This window comes from Streptomyces sp. Root431, from assembly GCF_001426585.1.
GTDB lineage: Bacteria > Actinomycetota > Actinomycetes > Streptomycetales > Streptomycetaceae > Streptomyces > Streptomyces stackebrandtii.
In genome coordinates this window covers 620,460-636,402 of sequence record NZ_LMEI01000012.1, presented here as the reverse complement: position 1 = coordinate 636,402, position 15,943 = coordinate 620,460, and the positions used below count along the sequence as shown (strand labels likewise).

General features: G+C 72.7%; 16 protein-coding genes. 10 read left to right on the top strand and 6 right to left on the bottom strand.

Going from position 1 to position 15,943, the window contains the following annotated elements; translation table 11 throughout:
• Positions 1 to 236: 236 nt before the first annotated feature.
• The 3 genes from mshA to ASC82_RS25065 all read left to right on the top strand — a co-directional run bounded on the left by mshA (position 237) and on the right by ASC82_RS25065 (position 3,913).
• Complete coding sequence (mshA, locus tag ASC82_RS25075) at positions 237 to 1,604, top strand: D-inositol-3-phosphate glycosyltransferase (RefSeq protein WP_056652229.1); 1,368 nt, start codon at positions 237 to 239, stop codon at positions 1,602 to 1,604.
• Positions 1,597 to 2,115 carry a YbjN domain-containing protein gene (locus ASC82_RS25070; RefSeq protein WP_024756327.1) on the top strand — a complete coding sequence of 173 codons (519 nt, stop codon included), beginning with the start codon at positions 1,597 to 1,599 and terminating at the stop codon, positions 2,113 to 2,115. The genes mshA and ASC82_RS25070 overlap by 8 nt, the downstream gene beginning before the upstream one ends.
• Before the next feature lie 85 nt (positions 2,116 to 2,200).
• Complete coding sequence (locus ASC82_RS25065) at positions 2,201 to 3,913, top strand: glycosyl hydrolase family 28-related protein (protein WP_107105957.1); 1,713 nt, start codon at positions 2,201 to 2,203, stop codon at positions 3,911 to 3,913.
• On the opposite strand, the gene ASC82_RS25060 is transcribed toward ASC82_RS25065, so the two are convergent.
• Positions 3,900 to 4,922: an AraC family transcriptional regulator gene (locus tag ASC82_RS25060; RefSeq protein ID WP_056652226.1), complete on the bottom strand. Its 1,023-nt coding sequence runs from the start codon at positions 4,920 to 4,922 to the stop codon at positions 3,900 to 3,902. The genes ASC82_RS25065 and ASC82_RS25060 overlap by 14 nt on opposite strands.
• A 104-nt stretch (positions 4,923 to 5,026) precedes the next feature.
• Between ASC82_RS25060 and ASC82_RS25055 the strand changes: the two genes are divergently transcribed.
• Positions 5,027 to 5,944 carry an MBL fold metallo-hydrolase gene (locus tag ASC82_RS25055; RefSeq protein WP_056652223.1) on the top strand — a complete coding sequence of 306 codons (918 nt, stop codon included), beginning with the start codon at positions 5,027 to 5,029 and terminating at the stop codon, positions 5,942 to 5,944.
• A 46-nt stretch (positions 5,945 to 5,990) separates the two neighbouring features.
• Here the strand turns inward: ASC82_RS25055 and ASC82_RS25050 are convergent, their stop codons facing one another.
• Positions 5,991 to 7,322: an MFS transporter gene (locus ASC82_RS25050; protein ID WP_056652218.1), complete on the bottom strand. Its 1,332-nt coding sequence runs from the start codon at positions 7,320 to 7,322 to the stop codon at positions 5,991 to 5,993.
• A gap of 126 nt (positions 7,323 to 7,448) precedes the next feature.
• Between ASC82_RS25050 and ASC82_RS25045 the strand changes: the two genes are divergently transcribed.
• Complete coding sequence (locus tag ASC82_RS25045; RefSeq protein WP_030222333.1) at positions 7,449 to 8,207, top strand: phosphoglyceromutase; 759 nt, start codon at positions 7,449 to 7,451, stop codon at positions 8,205 to 8,207.
• Positions 8,208 to 8,301: 94 nt separating this feature from the next.
• On the opposite strand, the gene ASC82_RS25040 is transcribed toward ASC82_RS25045, so the two are convergent.
• On the bottom strand, positions 8,302 to 8,967 hold the full coding sequence (locus ASC82_RS25040) for a response regulator transcription factor (RefSeq protein ID WP_056652215.1): 666 nt from the start codon (positions 8,965 to 8,967) through the stop codon (positions 8,302 to 8,304).
• Positions 8,958 to 10,163 (bottom strand): sensor histidine kinase, encoded by a 1,206-nt coding sequence (locus ASC82_RS25035; RefSeq protein WP_242427764.1) that lies wholly within the window; start codon positions 10,161 to 10,163, stop codon positions 8,958 to 8,960. Before ASC82_RS25035 ends, ASC82_RS25040 begins: the two co-directional genes overlap by 10 nt.
• 156 nt (positions 10,164 to 10,319) lie before the next feature.
• On the opposite strand from ASC82_RS25035, the gene ASC82_RS25030 reads away from it, so the two are divergent.
• The 3 genes from ASC82_RS25030 to ASC82_RS25020 all read left to right on the top strand — a co-directional run bounded on the left by ASC82_RS25030 (position 10,320) and on the right by ASC82_RS25020 (position 12,683).
• The gene (locus ASC82_RS25030; protein WP_056652212.1) at positions 10,320 to 11,585 is read left to right on the top strand and encodes a serine hydrolase domain-containing protein; all 1,266 of its coding nucleotides are present in this window, start codon (positions 10,320 to 10,322) and stop codon (positions 11,583 to 11,585) included.
• Positions 11,586 to 11,740: 155 nt separating this feature from the next.
• A complete protein-coding gene (locus ASC82_RS25025; RefSeq protein WP_056652209.1) occupies positions 11,741 to 12,094 on the top strand; it encodes a hypothetical protein in 354 nt (117 codons plus the stop codon).
• A 103-nt stretch (positions 12,095 to 12,197) separates the two neighbouring features.
• Positions 12,198 to 12,683, top strand: a complete 486-nt coding sequence (locus ASC82_RS25020) for a GNAT family N-acetyltransferase (RefSeq protein ID WP_056652205.1) — start codon at positions 12,198 to 12,200, stop codon at positions 12,681 to 12,683.
• A gap of 76 nt (positions 12,684 to 12,759) precedes the next feature.
• Here the strand turns inward: ASC82_RS25020 and ASC82_RS30715 are convergent, their stop codons facing one another.
• Positions 12,760 to 12,912 carry a hypothetical protein gene (locus ASC82_RS30715; RefSeq protein WP_199862603.1) on the bottom strand — a complete coding sequence of 51 codons (153 nt, stop codon included), beginning with the start codon at positions 12,910 to 12,912 and terminating at the stop codon, positions 12,760 to 12,762.
• A 92-nt stretch (positions 12,913 to 13,004) separates the two neighbouring features.
• Positions 13,005 to 13,685 carry a phosphate signaling complex protein PhoU gene (gene phoU / locus ASC82_RS25015; protein ID WP_024756335.1) on the bottom strand — a complete coding sequence of 227 codons (681 nt, stop codon included), beginning with the start codon at positions 13,683 to 13,685 and terminating at the stop codon, positions 13,005 to 13,007.
• Between the two features lie 265 nt (positions 13,686 to 13,950).
• Here phoU and ASC82_RS25010 point away from each other — a divergent pair, with 265 nt between their 5' ends.
• Positions 13,951 to 15,180 (top strand): ATP-binding protein, encoded by a 1,230-nt coding sequence (locus ASC82_RS25010; RefSeq protein ID WP_056652202.1) that lies wholly within the window; start codon positions 13,951 to 13,953, stop codon positions 15,178 to 15,180.
• Positions 15,177 to 15,857 carry a response regulator transcription factor gene (locus tag ASC82_RS25005; protein ID WP_017242433.1) on the top strand — a complete coding sequence of 227 codons (681 nt, stop codon included), beginning with the start codon at positions 15,177 to 15,179 and terminating at the stop codon, positions 15,855 to 15,857. The genes ASC82_RS25010 and ASC82_RS25005 overlap by 4 nt, the downstream gene beginning before the upstream one ends.
• Positions 15,858 to 15,943 lie beyond the last annotated feature (86 nt).

The window sequence follows — 15,943 nt, the reverse complement described above, 5'->3', positions numbered from 1 at the left end:
TACGACCGTTCCTGAGCGCTCGCGACCGGTAATGAATTGGCAAAGCGCCGGGGGCGTCGGAAATGAAAGGGAGCATTCCGCTGTTGTGGGGGCTGAAGGGCGCGACCCGTCCTTCAGCCGTCATGCCCGACGCGGCTCGGCCGCCATGCCGGACCGCTTTCAGCTCCACCGTGCTCAGCCCGCAGTGTCCAGCTCCACCGTGTTCAGCTCAGTCCCCGAGCGGAAGGACCGCCGACGTGAGCCAGTACGTGTCCCGGTTCGCCGGTACCCGGCACCGGCACCAGGCGCCGACCCGGCTCCGGCTCCCCGGCCGGAACCGCACCCCGCGCCGGGTGGCCATGCTCAGCGTCCACACCTCCCCGCTGCACCAGCCGGGCACGGGCGACGCGGGCGGCATGAACGTCTACATCGTCGAGCTGGCCAAGCGCCTCGCCGCCATCGACATCGAGGTGGAGATCTTCACCCGGGCCACCACCGGCGGCCTCCCGCCGGTCGTCGAGCTCACCCCCGGCGTCCTCGTCCGGCATGTCGACGCGGGCCCCTACGAGGGCCTGGCCAAGGAGGAGCTGCCGGCCCAGCTCTGCGCCTTCACGCACGGCGTGATGCAGGCGTGGGCGGGCCACCGCCCCGGCCACTACGACCTCGTCCACTCCCACTACTGGCTCTCCGGCCACGTCGGCTGGCTCGCCGCCGAGCGCTGGGGCGTCCCGCTCGTCCACGCGATGCACACCATGGCGAAGGTCAAGAACGCGGCGCTCGCCGAGGGCGACACGCCCGAGCCCGCCGCCCGCGTCATCGGCGAGACCCAGATCGTCTCCGCCGCCGACCGGCTGATCGCCAACACGGCCGAGGAGGCCGACGAGCTCGCCCGCTTCTACGAGGCGGACCCCGGCAAGATCGCGGTCGTCCACCCGGGCGTCAACCTCGACCACTTCCGGCCCGCCGACGGCCGCGCCGCAGCCCGCGCCCGCCTCGGGCTCCCGCAGGACGCCTTCATCCCGGTGTTCGCCGGCCGGATCCAGCCCCTGAAGGCCCCGGACATCCTGCTGCACGCCGCCGCCCGGCTCCTGGACCAGGACCCGTCGCTGCGCTCGCGCATGGTCGTCCCGGTCGTCGGCGGCCCGAGCGGCAGCGGCCTGGCCAAGCCGGAGGGCCTCCAGAAGCTCGCGGCCCGGCTCGGGATCGCGGACATCGTGCGCTTCCACCCGCCGGTGGGGCAGGACCGGCTCGCGGACTGGTTCCGCGCGGCGAGCGTCCTCGTCATGCCCTCGTACAGCGAGTCCTTCGGTCTGGTCGCCATCGAGGCGCAGGCGGCCGGCACCCCGGTCGTCGCGGCGGCGGTGGGCGGTCTGCCCGTCGCCGTACGGGACGACGTGACCGGTTTCCTCGTCCAGGGGCACGACCCGGCGGACTACGCCCGCGCGCTCGGCCGCTTCGTCGCCGATCCTGCGCTGACGGACCGGATGGGCGCGGCGGCGGCGCTGCACGCGGGCTCGTTCGGCTGGGACACGGCGGCCTCGGGCACGGCCGACGTGTACACGGCCGCCATGCACGACCACCGGGTCCGGGAGAACCGCCGTCGCGTACGCTCCCACCATGGCTGAGGACGAGGTCAAGACCCCGGTCGGGGACGTGCGGCGGATCATCGAGTCGACCTTCGACGACGCGGAACTGGAGTGGGAGTCCCCCGAGCCCGGTTCGTACGTCGTCAAACTCCCGGGCACGCGCAAGCTCTTCACGACGCTCTCGCTGCGCGCCGGCCGCCACTCGCTCTCCCTCAACGCCTTCGTCATCCGGCACCCCGACGAGAACGAGCCGGGTGTCCACCGCTGGCTGCTCGAACGCAACCTCCGGCTGTACGGGGTGAGTTACGCGGTCGACGGCCTCGGCGACATCTACCTCGCCGGCAAGCTCCCGCTCGCCGCCGTCACGCCCGAGGAGCTGGACCGGCTGCTCGGCTCGGTCCTCGAAGCGGCGGACGGCGACTTCAACACGCTCCTGGAGCTGGGGTTCGCGTCGGCGATCCGGCGTGAGTACGAGTGGCGGGTCTCGCGCGGCGAGTCGACCCGCAACCTCGACGCGTTCAAGAACCTGACCCAGAAACCCACCCGCTGACCCCTTCCGGCAAGGGCTTTCCCCTGCCATGCTCGCGCCCGGCGCAGATCTGAACACCATTCATATACGTGAAAGGTTCAGGGGCATGGCACTCAGCAGAAGGCAGTTCGTCGGCAGTGCGGTGGCGGTCGTGGGGGCGGCGGGAGCCACGGGAGCGACCGGAGCGACCGGAGCCACGGCAGCGACCGGAGCCACGGGAGCCACAAGGGGTACGCCGGGGTCCCCTCCCCCCACCCGCCCCGCCCAGCTCTGGCGGGAGTTCGAGGCCGCCCCCACCACCCACCCCCAGATCCCCTACGTGGCCCGCGCGGGAGCCCACGGCGGCGCCCGGCGCCTCCCGCGCCCCCGGGTCGTGGCGGACGCCGTCACCTACGGGGCCGCACCGGACGGCTCGGCCGACTCCGCCCCCGCGATCAACCGCGCCCTCGCGGACGCGGGGGAGCGGGGCGGCGGCACGGTGCTGCTGCCGCCCGGCACGTACCGGATCGACGACTACCTCCGGATCGGCCACAGCGGAGTCGTCCTGCGCGGCGCGGGCTCCGGTCGTACGACCCTGCTCGCGACCCGGAGCCTCACCGAACTGATCGGCCCGTACGGCTCCCGCTACGGCGGCGACAAGTCCTCCTGGTCCTGGGCCGGCGGCCTCGTCTGGCTCTCCCCGCACGCCCGGCACGCCTCCCTCGTCGCCGCGATACGGGACCGGGCCTGGCCCTTCGAGGGCTGGACCGGCAACCGGCGCGACGAATGGACCACGCTCACCACCCTCCGCCCGGCCCGCCGGGGCGACCGGTCGGTGACCGTCGACGACCCGTCGGGCCTGGCCCGCGGACAGCTGGTCGTCCTCCGCCTCGCCGACGACCCCGGCCACACGCTCCTGGAGCACATGGCGGGCGGCGGCCCCGGCCCGGAGGCGTACACCTGGGACGACAAGACCAAGCTGACCTCCTACGTCCCCCACGAGTGGCCCGTACGGATCACCGGGATCGCGGGCCGCCGCGTCACCCTCGAACGGCCCCTGCCGCTGGACCTCCGCCCCGAGTGGGACCCCCGACTCGTCTCCGGGGCCGCGCCCCTCACCGGCTCGGGGGTGGTGGGCCTGACCCTGGAGGCGCCCTTGCTGGCCCAGTCGCCGCACCTCCTCGACAAGGGCTTCAACGGCGTCACCTTCCAGTGTGCGTACGACTGCTGGGCCGAGGACGTCGTCGTCCGCCACGTCGACAACGGCTTCGGGCTCGTCGCCGCCTCCGCCTGCACCCTGCGCCGCACGCGCGTCGAGGGGCGCGGCTCCCACCACCCGTACTTCTGCCGGGAGGGCGCGCACGACAACCTGGTCGAGGACTTCCGGATCGCGGCCCGTACGGTCCCGGCCCCGGCGGGCACGCAGCTCCACGGCATCAACGTCGAGGGCCTGTCCAGCCACAACGTCTGGTCGCGCGGGGTCATGGAGATGGGCACCTTCGACACCCACCGGGGCATGCCCTTCGCGAACGTACGGACCGAGATCACCGTCGAGAACAACGGCCGGCACGGCGGCGACGCCTCCGCAGGACCGCTCTACGGCGCCCGGTTCGCCCACTGGAACGTGACGGTGACCAACGGCCGGGCCGGCCTCGTGAAGCTCGACACCGTCGCCCCGTACAGCGCCACGGTCGGCATCAGCGAGGTGCGCGAGTTCGACCAGACCGACGTCCCGGACTTCGCGGGCGACCTGCACGCGCGCGTGGAGGCGTACGGGAGCCCGGAGTCGGTGCGTCCGCGGAACCTGTACGAGGCCCAGCGGGCGCTCAGCCGGAGCTAGCGGCCTCCGCGCCGCTCCGGTACCGGCCCGGGGTCGTGCCGAACTCGCGGAGGAAGGCGTGCGAGAGGGCGTACGGGCTGGCGTAGCCGACGCGGCGGGCGACCGTCGCCAGCGGGTCCGGAGTGTCCCGGAGCAGGGCGGCGGCGCGCGTGAGGCGCCACCACGTCAGGTACGCCATCGGGGGCCGGCCGACCAGGGCGGTGAAGCGGCGGGCCAGGGTGGGCCGGGAGACGCCCGCCTCGGCGGCGAGCCGGTCGTTGGTCCAGGGCGCGGCCGGGTCGGAGTGCAGCGCCCGCAGGGCGGCGGCGGTCACGGGGTCGCCGAGCGCGGCCGGCCAGGCGCCGTCCGTGGCCTCGGCCAGCCAGGACCGGATCATGTAGACGAGCAGCAGGTCGAGCAGGCTGGGCAGCGCGACGGCGGAGCCGGGCCGCCGCTCGGCCGGCTCGCCCAGCTCGCCGCCGAGCAGGTCGACGGCGGCGCGGAGCTCGGGGTGGCGGCCGACGCGGTTCGGCAGGTGGACGAGCGGGGGCAGCTCGGCCAGGAGCGGGTGCGCGCGGCCGTGGTCGAGGCGGTACTTGCCGCAGAGCATCTCCACCTCGCGCTCGCCTGTCTGGAAAGCGGGGCGGGGAGGCTGCGGCAGGGCGGGCTCCGGCAGTGGAGGCTGCGGGAGGGGCGCTCGCGGCAGGGCGGGCTCCGGCAGTGGAGGTTGCGGCAGGGCCCGGTCGGCCCACCGGGTGAACGGCACAGCCCGCGCCACGGTCGCCGCGTCGGCGGGCGAGTCGGCGATGACGTGCCCCGTGCCGTGCGGCAGCAGCACCGCGTCCCCGGCGCCGAGCGCGACCGGCTCGCCGCCGTCGGGCAGCAGCCAGCAGCCGCCCTTCAGGACGACGTGGAAGCCGGCGCCGTCGTACGGGTCCAGCCGGGCGCACCAGGTGCCGCCGACCCGTACGCGGTCGGAGGAGGGCCGCCCGACGCGTACGGCCGAGATCGCGTCGCTCACCAGATCCATGAGGCGTCAGATTAGCCCCACGGCCTCCCCGTTGAGCTGATTGCGTATCGGAACGAGCAGAAGAGGCATCGATCGGCTCACCTCCTCTCCCTAGGCTCGTCACCATGAAGAGCAGCGAGAGCGCGCAGCGCATGGTGCTGGGAGACGTCGAGGTCATCCGGGTCGTCGAGTGGCAGGGCCCGTTCGGTCCGGCCCGGGGCATCGTCCCGGGGGCCGGGGCGGAGGTGTGGAAGGACAACGAGGAGTGGCTCGCGCCGGACCACTGGGCGCCGGACAGCGACAGCGCGGTCATGGCGCTGCAGAGCTGGGTGCTGCGGAGCGGGGGCCGGACGGTGCTGGTCGACACGGGGGTGGGCGACGGGCGGGAGCGGCCGGACTCGCCGCACTTCCACCGGCGGCGGGACGGCTTCCTGGGCCGGCTGGAGCGGGCGGGGATCCGCCCCGAGGACGTCGACGTCGTCGTCAACACCCATCTGCACGCCGACCACGTCGGCTGGAACACGCGGGACGTGGCGGGGGAGTGGGTGCCGACCTTCCCGAACGCCGAGTACCTCGTACCGGCCGCCGACGACTTCCACTACGGCCCGCGGAACGGTTACGGCAACGGCCTCCAGGAGGAGGACCGGCTCGTCTACGAGGAGAGCGTCGCGCCGGTCCACCGTGCGGGGCAGGTGCGGCTGTGGGAGGGCGTGCACCGCGTCGACGGGAACCTGACCCTGGAGGCGGCGCCGGGCCACACGCCCGGCTCGGCGGTCCTGCGGCTCGCGTCCGGGGGAGACCGGGCGGTCTTCGTCGGCGACCTGCTGCACAGCCCCGTGCAGATCCTCGAACCGTCCTGCGCCAGCTGCTTCTGCCTGGACCCGGGCGGGGCGGCGGTCAGCCGCCGCCGGATCCTCGAACGGGCCGCCGACGAGCGGGAGCTGGTCGTGCCCGCGCACTTCGGCGGGGCCGGTGCCGCCGAAGTGCGCAGGGAGGGGGAGGGGTTCGGCCTCGTACGGTGGGCGGCGTACGGGACGGGGTGAGGCGCCGTGTACGGGGCGGGGTGAGGCGCCGTGTACGGGGCGGGGGTCAGGCGTTGACGGAGGCCTGCCCGGCGGCGGCGTCCGAGGGGTCGGCGCTCTTCACCGCCGTAACCGCCGTAACTGTCGTAACTGCCGTACGGATCTCGGTCTCCGTGGTCTCGTCGTCGTCCGCGAGGGCCTTCCGCAGCCGGAGGGAGTACCCGACGGCGGCGAGGACGCCGATGACGGCGGTCGCCGTCCACAGGACGTCGGGGCCGGGACCGCCGACGATCGCGCCGGCCGCGATGGGGGCGATGAACCCGGCGACGGCCCAGGACATGCCCATGACGCCCTGGTAGCGGCCGCGGGCGTGCTCGGGGGCGAGGCGGGCGGTGGCGGCGGCGTTCGTCGGGACGTGGATCATCTCGCCGACGGTCCAGACGATCACGGTCGCGGCGAAGGCCACGGAGGAGCCGGCGAGGGCGGTGGCGCCGGTGCCGAGGGCGAAGAGGAGCGCGGAGAGCGTGAGGAGGACGACGGGGGAGCGCTTGTCGGTCAGCTTGTTGACGAGGAGCTGGAAACCGACGATCACGATGCCGTTGACGGCGATGACCATGCCGAAGGAGGACGGGGGCAGGCCCTGGCCGGCCATGGTCAGCGGGAGGCCGATCCAGGGGGCGGTGAAGACGACGCAGACGAGGAGGTTGAGGAGGACGAGCGTGCGGAAGGGGGCGTCGCGGAGCACGGTCAGCATGCTGACCTTCTCTTCGGCGACGGGCTCGCCGCACTTGTCGACGGCGGCCTCGGGGCGGGTCTCGGGGAGGCGCAGGAAGACGATGACGGCGCACAGGACGGTGGCGACGGCGTCGACGACGAAGAGGGTGCGGTAGCCGAGGAAGGCGGCGGCGCCGCCGGCGATGGAGGCGATGGCGAAGCCGAGGTTGAGGGCCCAGTAGTTGAGGGCGTACGCCCGGCGCACGTCGTGGGCGGGGACCATGTCGGCGATCGTGGCGTTGATGGACGGCCGGACGGCCTGCATGGCGACGCCCATGAGGAGGACGACGGTGGCGACGGCCCAGGCGCTGGTGACGACGGCGAGGGCGGCGGCGCAGGCGGCGGCGGCCAGGTGCATCGTGACCATGGTGGGGCGGCGGCCCCAGCGGTCGGTGAGCGCGCCGCCGAGGGGCGAGCCGGCGACGCCGCCGAGGCCGTGGAGGGCGACGACGAGCCCGGCGAACCAGGCGGAGTGCCCGAGCTCCTGCGTCAGGTACAAGGAGAGGAAAGTCAGGACGAAGGCCCCGGTCCGGTTGACCAAGGTCGACAGCCAGAGCCACCAGAAGCCCCGGGGGAACCCGGAAACCGTCGCGCGAGCTGATCGTCTGAGCGAATCGATGGACATGTGTGGCCGGCCCCTTGCTACTTGTAAGCCCCTATCACGGCCCTCGTAACTTACGTATCTCAGGTGCCGGACGCCAGCGAATTGACGACGCGCGTCAATCGTCGGCGGTCTATTAGGCTCGTACGCATGGCCGACGCACCGTACAAGCTGATCCTCCTCCGCCACGGCGAGAGCGAGTGGAACGAGAAGAACCTGTTCACCGGATGGGTGGACGTGAACCTCACCGCGAAGGGCGAGAAGGAGGCGACGCGCGGCGGCGAGCTGCTCAAGGACGCCGGCCTGCTGCCCGACGTGCTGCACACCTCCCTCCAGAAGCGCGCCATCCGCACGGCGCAGCTCGCGCTGGAGTCCGCGGACCGCCACTGGATCCCGGTCAACCGCTCCTGGCGGCTGAACGAGCGCCACTACGGCGCCCTCCAGGGCAAGGACAAGGCCCAGACCCTCGCCGAGTTCGGCGAGGAGCAGTTCATGCTGTGGCGCCGCTCGTACGACACCCCGCCGCCGGCCCTCGCCGACGACAACGAGTACTCGCAGGCCCACGACGCGCGCTACGCGACGATCCCGCCGGAGCTGCGCCCGCAGACGGAGTGCCTCAAGGACGTCGTCGAGCGGATGCTCCCGTACTGGTACGACAACATCGTCCCGGACCTCCTCGCCGGCCGTACGGTCCTGGTCGCGGCCCACGGCAACAGCCTCCGCGCCCTGGTCAAGCACCTCGACGGCATCTCGGACGCCGACATCGCGGGCCTCAACATCCCGACCGGCATCCCCCTGTCCTACGAGCTCGACGAGAACTTCAAGCCCCTCAACCCGGGCGGCACCTACCTCGACCCGGACGCCGCCGCCGCGGCGATCGAGGCCGTGAAGAACCAGGGCAAGAAGTAGCCCTTGCCCTGGCCCTTGCTGTGGCCCTGACTGAGCTCTGACACGAAGGAGCCCCCTGCCTGCGGAGAAACCGCAGGCAGGGGGCTCCTTCGTGTCACGGGGGGCCGGGTTCGGGGCCGCCGTGCCGGCGGAGGTAGGCCAGGACGGCGCGGACGCGGCGGTGGCCGCTGTCGCCGGCCGACAGGCCGAGTTTGAGGAAGACGCTGCCAATGTGCTTGTGGACGGCGTTGTCGGTGACGAACAGCCGCTGGGAGATCGTGGTGTTGTCGTGCCCTTCGGCCATCAGGGCCAGCACCTCGCGTTCGCGGGGGGTGAGCGCGTCGACGGGATCGCCGCGGACGGCGAGGAGCTGGGCGATGACCTCGGGGTCCATGGCGGTGCCGCCGGCGGCCACGCGACGCAGGGCGTCGGTGAACTCGGCGATGCGGCTCACCCGGTCCTTGAGCAGATAGCCGATGCCGCCGCGGGTGTCGGAGAGGAGACGGCCGGCGTATTCCTGCTCGACGTACTGGGACAGGACCAGGACGGGAAGTCCGGGGCGGTCGCGGCGGGCCCGGAGGGCGGCGCGGATGCCCTCGTCGCGGAAGGTCGGGGGCAGCCGCACGTCGACGATGGTGACGTCCGGCCGGTGGGTCTCGACGGCGGCGAGGAAGCCGGTGGCGTCGACCGTGATCGCGGCGACCTCGAAGCCCTGGGAGCCCAGCAGGAGTTCGAGTCCGGAGGCCAGCAGGACGTTGTCCTCGGCGATGACTACACGCACGGCAGCTCCACGGTGACGACGGTCGGCCCGCCCGGCGGGCTGCCGAGCCTCATGGTGCCGTCCAGGGCGGCGGCGCGGCGGCGGATTCCGTCCAGGCCGCTGCCTCTGGACGCGTCCGCTCCGCCGGCCCCGTCGTCGGTGATCTCCGCGGACAACAGTGCTCCGTCACGGGTGACGCGGACGGCGGCCTCGGTGGCCCGGCTGTGCCGGGCGATGTTCGACAGCGCCTCGGTGACCGCGAAGTAGGCGACCGCTTCGACCGCGGCAGGGACCTCACCGAGCTCGCCGATGTCGATGCGGGTCGGCACGCCGGCCCTGGTGGCCAGGGCGCGGAGTGCGCCGACGAGGCCCTGGTCGGCCAGGACCGGAGGGTAGACGGTGCGGATGACGGAACGCAGCTCGGTCATGGCCTCCTCGGTCTCGGCTCGGGTCTGCCGTACGAGCACGGCGGCCGCTTCGGGGTCCCGGGGGAGGATCTCCCCGGCCACGGCGAGACGCATGGCGATGGCCACCAGCCGGGCCTGGGTGCCGTCGTGCAGGTCGCGTTCGATCCGGCGGAGTTCCGCGCCGTGCGCCCGCAGGACGTCCGCGCGCGTCCGGGTGAGTTCGCCGACACGTGCGGCCAGTCGCTCCGCGGCAGTCGGCGCCGTCACCGCCAGGCAGCACCTCGCGTGTACCCGCGCGAGCGGGGGCAGGGCGATGGCCGCCGACGCCGCCAGGATCAGGAACTGCGCCGGACCGGCCGTCAGCGCGAGGGCCCAGCTGTCGACATGGACACCGAGCAGCGGCAGGCGTGCCGGATCCGACGCGGGAAAGGCCCACCACCCCACGGTGATGACCAGGACGAGGAGCAGGTTGCCCAGGCACAACAGGGCGAGCACGCCCGCCGGCAGCCCGGTGGCCAACTGCGTCGCGAGCCACCCGAGGTCGCGGCGCGGGGAACGCGGGCGCGGCTCCACCGGCCGGCCCAGCAGTGCCCCGGCGCGGCGACGGTGGCGCTCCGCCCAGGGAGCCGTCAGCGACGGTAAGCACAGCAGGGGCGCCGCCACGAGCGTCACCGTCGCGGTCAGCAGGGTGCCGAGCAGGTAGCGACCGCTGCGTCCGGCTTGGACCAAGGCCTGAACCAAGGCCTGGACCAGGGCCTGGACCAAGGCCTGGACCGACCGTGCTCGGGCCTTGCCGTTCACACCGCGCACTGGCTCGCCTTCGGCCGTCGTACGGGACCGGGACGGGCCCTCGGACGCGCCACGGTACGTGCCGGGCGCCCCCTGTGGCACTACAGCCGGCTGTAGGTTTCGAGGGGCAGCCCACGGTAGCGACCCGTAACGCCACGCTTGCCTAGCGTGAGGCCCATGAGATCCACGACCCCGGCCTCCGCGCCGAAGCACCACCCGTCCCCGCAGCGTTCCCCGCAGCGTCATCGCCGGATCGGCCGGTGGTGGCCGGCCGTCGCGGCGGCCTTACTCGGCACAGTCGCCGCCGCCGCGGCCGCCCGGCCCGCGGACGGCGCCGCGGCCGCACCGCCCTCCGCGCCCGGCTACCGGCAGGAGGACCTGCGCCGGGACACCGCCGCCCTCCAGGCCCGGGGGATCACCGGCGTCCAAGCGCGGGTGACCACCGCCTCCGGCCGGGACCTGGTCTCCGCCGCGGGCGTCGCCGTGGCGGGCACGAACCGCCCGGTGCCCCGCGACGGCTACTTCCGGATCGCCAGTACCGGCAAGGCGCTCATGGCCACCGTGGTCCTGCGGCTGGTCGACGAGGGGCGGCTCTCTCTGGACGACACGGTGGACCGCCGGCTGCCCGGAGTGATCGACGGCAACGGCAACGACGGACGGAAGATCACCGTGCGGCAGCTCCTGCAGAACACCAGCGGCCTCCACGACGACCTTCCCGGCTTCGACACCCCGCAGGACTACTACCGGCACCGCTACGACACCTACACCCCCGAACAGATCGTCGCCCGGGCCATGAAGCACCCCCCGGACTTCCGGCCCGGCACCGGCTGGAGCTACTCCAACACCGGCTACGTCGTCCTCGGCATGATCGTGGAGAAGGTCACCGGCCGACCGTGGCGGGAGGAGGTGGAGAGCCGGATCCTGAAACCGCTCGGCATGCACCACACCTACCTGTCGGGCAACACGCCCACCCTCCGTCGCCCGCACGCCCGCGGCTACCAGGTCTTCGCCTCCGGTGAACGGACCGACGTCACCGAACAGATCGTTCCCGACCTCGGCGGCTACGTGTCCACCACGGCGGACGTCAACCGGTTCTTCCGGGGACTGCTGGGCGGCAGGCTGCTGTCCGAGGCGCGCATGGCCGAGATGCGGGACACCGTCCCGGTCGCCAAGCAGTTCGAGGTGATCTGGCCCGGCGGCCGCTACGGCCTCGGCTTGGTCAACCGCCCCCTGAGCTGCGGCGGCACCTACTGGAACCACGAAGGGGGCGAAGCCGGCTACATCACCCTGAACGGCGTCACCGGCGACGGCGGCCGCGCCGTCACCGTCTCCATGACCACCAGCTACAACGACTTCGCCACAGCGCTCCGGCACCACAAGGCCGCCGCCGACCTCGTCGACCGCGCGCTGTGCGACACCTCCGGCAACAGACGGGGAGAGTGACCGCCCGCGGCGTTCCCGCCCGCTCCGGGCCACCGGGCTGTGTGCTGCGCCGGACGAGTGAGGGCGAAACCTTACGGCTCGGGGGCGGCGCATACGGGACGCGCGGCGCGGTAGGTCTGCCGTGACCAGCTCCCTCTCACGAAACGAGAGTCCTCGTGCGTATCCGGCACTCCGTCGCCGCCGCTTGCGGCGCCCTTGCCCTCACCGCCACCCTGGCCACGCCCGCCCACGCCGCCACCGGCGAGTTCCACTACCGGTACGTCGGGCTGAGCGGCGAGGTGCAGACCGCCACGCTGTACGACCCGGCGACCGCGGAGTGCGTCACGATCCCCGAGGCCGCCGACCCGGGTGCCTCCGCGCCCGCCTTCGCGCCGCACAACGACACCGACGAGTACGCGGTCGTCTTCACCGGGCCCGACTGCACCGGCGACACCTGGACCCTCCGCCCGCACGGCCGCCCCGCCACGGACCGCCTCACGCTCCGCTCGGTCCTGTTCCTCCCCAACTAGGGGAGAGCGCGCTTCGACGGCCCCCTCGCCGACCGGCCAGGGGGCCGTTGAGCTGCGAAAATCGCGGGCGGGCGGCGCGCCGGATCCCTTACCGTTCCGGGTCATGAGCACGCCACAGTCGCCCCGCACATCCCTCCGCCTCGCGCCCGTCACCCCCGAGAACATCGACGCCGCCCTCGCGCTGCGCGTCCACCCCCACCAGGAGCGCAACGTCGCCCCCGTGGTGAAGTCCCTGGCCGAGGCGTACGCCTTCGGGGAGGCGGCCTGGCCCCGGCTGATCTTCGACGGCGACGAGCTCGTCGGCTTCCTGATGGCCTTCCTCGACATCCCGTGGAACGAGAAGAAGGACCCCACCGACCGCCGCAGCGGGCTCTGGCGGCTCAACATCACCGCCGACGGGCAGGGCAAGGGGTACGGGCGCTTCGCCGTCGAGTCGCTGCGCGACGAGCTGCGCCGGCGCGGCACGGAGCTGCTGTACGTGACCTGGGAACCCGGCGAGGACGGGCCCGGCGAGTTCTACCGCAAGCTCGGCTTCCGCACGACCGGCGAGAGCAGCGGCGGTCAGACCGTCGGCGTGATCGACGTCTGAGGCGCCCGGGGCGGGAGTTCGGGAGGTTCGCGGAGCCCGGGGAGGAGAGGGGGTTCCCCCTCTCCTCCCCGACCGGTCAGCCCGAGCAGCCCCCGCACTGGCACGGTCCGCCCGACTGGCAGCCGCAGCCGCAGCCCGAGCCGCAGCCGCAGGCGCCGAGGACAGGCAGGAACTCCGTCCCGCGCGGGGCCTCCTGCTGGGGGTCGGTCGTCATAGGGGAATCGGCCATGGGGGTCCCTCCCTTTCGAGGCGCGCGTCGCCTCCCCCCATTGCATGCCCACTCGGACCGGCGCATCAACGGCGCATCGGCGCCCCGTGCGCCTACGCGCCCTCCACCGGCGCGTCCGCCGCCTGCAGCTCGTCCGCGTGCTCACCCGTCACCAGGTAGACGACACGCTTCGCCACCGACACCGCGTGGTCCGCGAACCGCTCGTAGTACCGGCCGAGGAGCGTCACGTCCACCGCCGTCTCGATGCCGTGCCGCCAGCGGTCGTCCATCAGGTGCTGGAACAGCGTCCGGTGCAGCAGGTCCATCTCGTCGTCGTCCTGCTCCAGCTGGAGCGCCAGGTCGACGTCCTTCGTGATGATGACCTCCGCCGCCTTCGCCATCAGGCGCTGCGCCAGCTGTCCCATCTCCAGGATGGTCGCGTGCAGGTCCCGCGGCACCGCGGTGTCCGGGAACCGCAGCCGCGCCAGCTTCGCCACGTGCTGCGCGAGGTCGCCGGAGCGCTCCAGGTCCGCGCTCATCCGGAGCGAGGTCACCACGATCCGCAGGTCCGTCGCCACCGGCTGCTGCCGCGCGAGCAGCGCTATCGCGCGGGCCTCCAGATCGTGCTGGAGGTCGTCGACCTTCTGGTCCGCCGCGATCACGCTCTCCGCGAGCTTCAGGTCCGCGTCGAGCATCGCCGTCGTGGCCCGCCCGATCGCCGATCCGACGAGTCGGGCCATCTCGACCAGGCTCTCGCCGATCGAGTCCAGTTCCTCGTGGTACGCGTCCCGCATGGATGTCCCTCTCTACGCAAAGCTCCGGGGTCCGGGTGGGGCTTCGGACCCCCACGCTCCCACGTTCGGCCCCCTACGCGTCCGGTTCCACCCCCTCATGTGAATCGACACTTTCCTCTAGGTGAACTCTGGGCGACGCACGCCACCGCAGCCGTCGCAGCAAATGAATCACCACCGTCTCCACGGTGAACTCTGGGCGACGACTGTTCGAGGAGCCACTCGGACGGCTGGGAGAGTGTCCGTCGTGCCGCATAACCTTGAGGGCATGGACGTGAACGCGGCGGTCGCCGCATTGGCAGCGATCGCCGGCGTGTGCACCGGCGTGATCGCCATGCTGGCGTTCCGCTGGAGCGAGCGCGACCAGGCGCGGCCCACCCGAACCTCCCTGCACACCGACGCCGTGCTTCCGCCCGGCGTCGACACCGTCCTTTCCGTACTGCGCTCCTCCGCGGTCGTCCTCGACGAGAGCGACTCCGTGGTCAAGGCCAGTTCGGCGGCGTACGCCCTCGGCCTGGTCCGGGGCGGGAAGCTGGCCGTCGAGCCCATGCTCAACATGGCCCGCGACACCCGCCGCGACGGGGAGATACGACAGGTCGAACTGGACCTGGCCCGGCGCGGCACCGGACGCGGCGAGGCCCTCGCCGTCTCCGCCCGGGTCGCGCCACTGGGCTCGCGGCTGGTCCTGCTCCTGGTCGAGGACCTCACCGAGGCCCGCCGCATCGAAGCGGTACGGCGTGACTTCGTGGCCAACGTGAGCCATGAGCTCAAGACGCCCACGGGCGCGCTCTCCCTGCTCTCCGAGGCGGTCATGGACGCCTCGGACGACCCCGAGGCGGTCACCCGCTTCGCCGGCCGCATGCAGATCGAGGCGACCCGCCTCACCAACCTCGTACAGGAGCTCATCGACCTCTCCCGCGTGCAGAACGACGACCCGCTGGAGGACTCCGAGCCGGTGTCCGTGGACGAGCTCGTCGTCGAGGCGATCGACCGCTCCCGGCACACCGCCTCCACCAAGCAGATCACCATGGTCTCCGGCGGCGCCGCCGACCTGCGCGTCTGGGGGAGCCGCGGCCAGCTCGCCGCCGCCCTCGGCAACCTCGTCGAGAACGCGGTCAACTACTCACCCGCCCACACCCGCGTCGGCATCGCGGCACGCAAGATCGCCGCGCCCGGCGGCGACCTGATCGAAATAGCCGTCACCGACCAGGGCATCGGCATCCCCGACAAGGACAAGGAGCGCATCTTCGAGCGCTTCTACCGCGTCGACCCGGCCCGCTCCCGTGCGACCGGTGGTACGGGGCTCGGCCTCGCCATCGTCAAGCACGTGGCCGCCTCGCACGGCGGGGAGGTCACCGTATGGAGCACCGAGGGTCAGGGCTCCACCTTCACCCTGCGGCTGCCCGAGGCGGGCTCCGCGCGGGACCGCCGGCCCGTCTCTTCTCCCACCCCAGATCTCATGACCGAACCGCTTCCCGCCCCGGAGGTCCTTCCGTGACCCGAGTGCTCGTCGTCGAGGATGAGGAATCCTTCAGCGACGCCCTGTCGTACATGCTCCGCAAGGAAGGCTTCGAGGTCGCCGTGGCGGCGACCGGGCCCGACGGCCTCGACGAGTTCGAGCGCAATGGAGCCGACCTCGTCCTCCTCGACCTGATGCTTCCGGGGCTGCCCGGTACCGAGGTGTGCCGCCAGCTGCGCGGCCGCTCGAACGTCCCGGTGATCATGGTGACCGCCAAGGACAGCGAGATCGACAAGGTCGTCGGCCTGGAAATAGGAGCCGACGACTACGTGACGAAGCCCTTCTCCTCGCGGGAGCTGGTCGCCCGCATCCGCGCGGTGCTCCGCCGCCGCGGGGAGCCGGAGGAGGTCACCCCGGCGGCCCTGGAGGCCGGCCCGGTCCGCATGGACGTCGACCGTCACGTGGTGACGGTCTCGGGCGGCAAGGTCGACCTGCCGCTGAAGGAGTTCGACCTCCTGGAGATGCTGCTGCGCAACGCGGGCCGCGTGCTGACCCGTATGCAGCTCATCGACCGGGTCTGGGGCGCGGACTACGTCGGCGACACCAAGACCCTCGACGTCCACGTGAAGCGCCTCCGCGCCAAGATCGAGCCCGACCCGGGCGCCCCGCGCTACCTGGTGACGGTCCGCGGCCTGGGCTACAAGTTCGAGCCGTAGGAAGAGCTTGTGAGCACGGGCTTGTGAGGTACGCGTTACGCGTGAAGGGGCGCCCCCGGCCGGGGGCGCCCCTTCACGCATGTCCT

Bases quoted from the DNA above. Each gene is read 5' to 3' on its own strand.
- ASC82_RS25065 (WP_107105957.1), top strand. From the start codon at position 2,201: ATGGCACTCAGCAGAAGGCAGTTCGTCGGCAGTGCGGTGGCGGTCGTG.
- ASC82_RS25050 (WP_056652218.1), bottom strand. From the start codon at position 7,322: ATGTCCATCGATTCGCTCAGACGATCAGCTCGCGCGACGGTTTCCGGG.
- ASC82_RS25055 (WP_056652223.1), top strand. From the start codon at position 5,027: ATGAAGAGCAGCGAGAGCGCGCAGCGCATGGTGCTGGGAGACGTCGAG.
- ASC82_RS25030 (WP_056652212.1), top strand. From the start codon at position 10,320: ATGAGATCCACGACCCCGGCCTCCGCGCCGAAGCACCACCCGTCCCCG.
- phoU (WP_024756335.1), bottom strand. From the start codon at position 13,685: ATGCGGGACGCGTACCACGAGGAACTGGACTCGATCGGCGAGAGCCTG.
- ASC82_RS25070 (WP_024756327.1), top strand. From the start codon at position 1,597: ATGGCTGAGGACGAGGTCAAGACCCCGGTCGGGGACGTGCGGCGGATC.
- ASC82_RS25010 (WP_056652202.1), top strand. From the start codon at position 13,951: ATGGACGTGAACGCGGCGGTCGCCGCATTGGCAGCGATCGCCGGCGTG.
- ASC82_RS30715 (WP_199862603.1), bottom strand. From the start codon at position 12,912: ATGGCCGATTCCCCTATGACGACCGACCCCCAGCAGGAGGCCCCGCGC.
- ASC82_RS25045 (WP_030222333.1), top strand. From the start codon at position 7,449: ATGGCCGACGCACCGTACAAGCTGATCCTCCTCCGCCACGGCGAGAGC.
- ASC82_RS25020 (WP_056652205.1), top strand. From the start codon at position 12,198: ATGAGCACGCCACAGTCGCCCCGCACATCCCTCCGCCTCGCGCCCGTC.
- ASC82_RS25060 (WP_056652226.1), bottom strand. From the start codon at position 4,922: ATGGATCTGGTGAGCGACGCGATCTCGGCCGTACGCGTCGGGCGGCCC.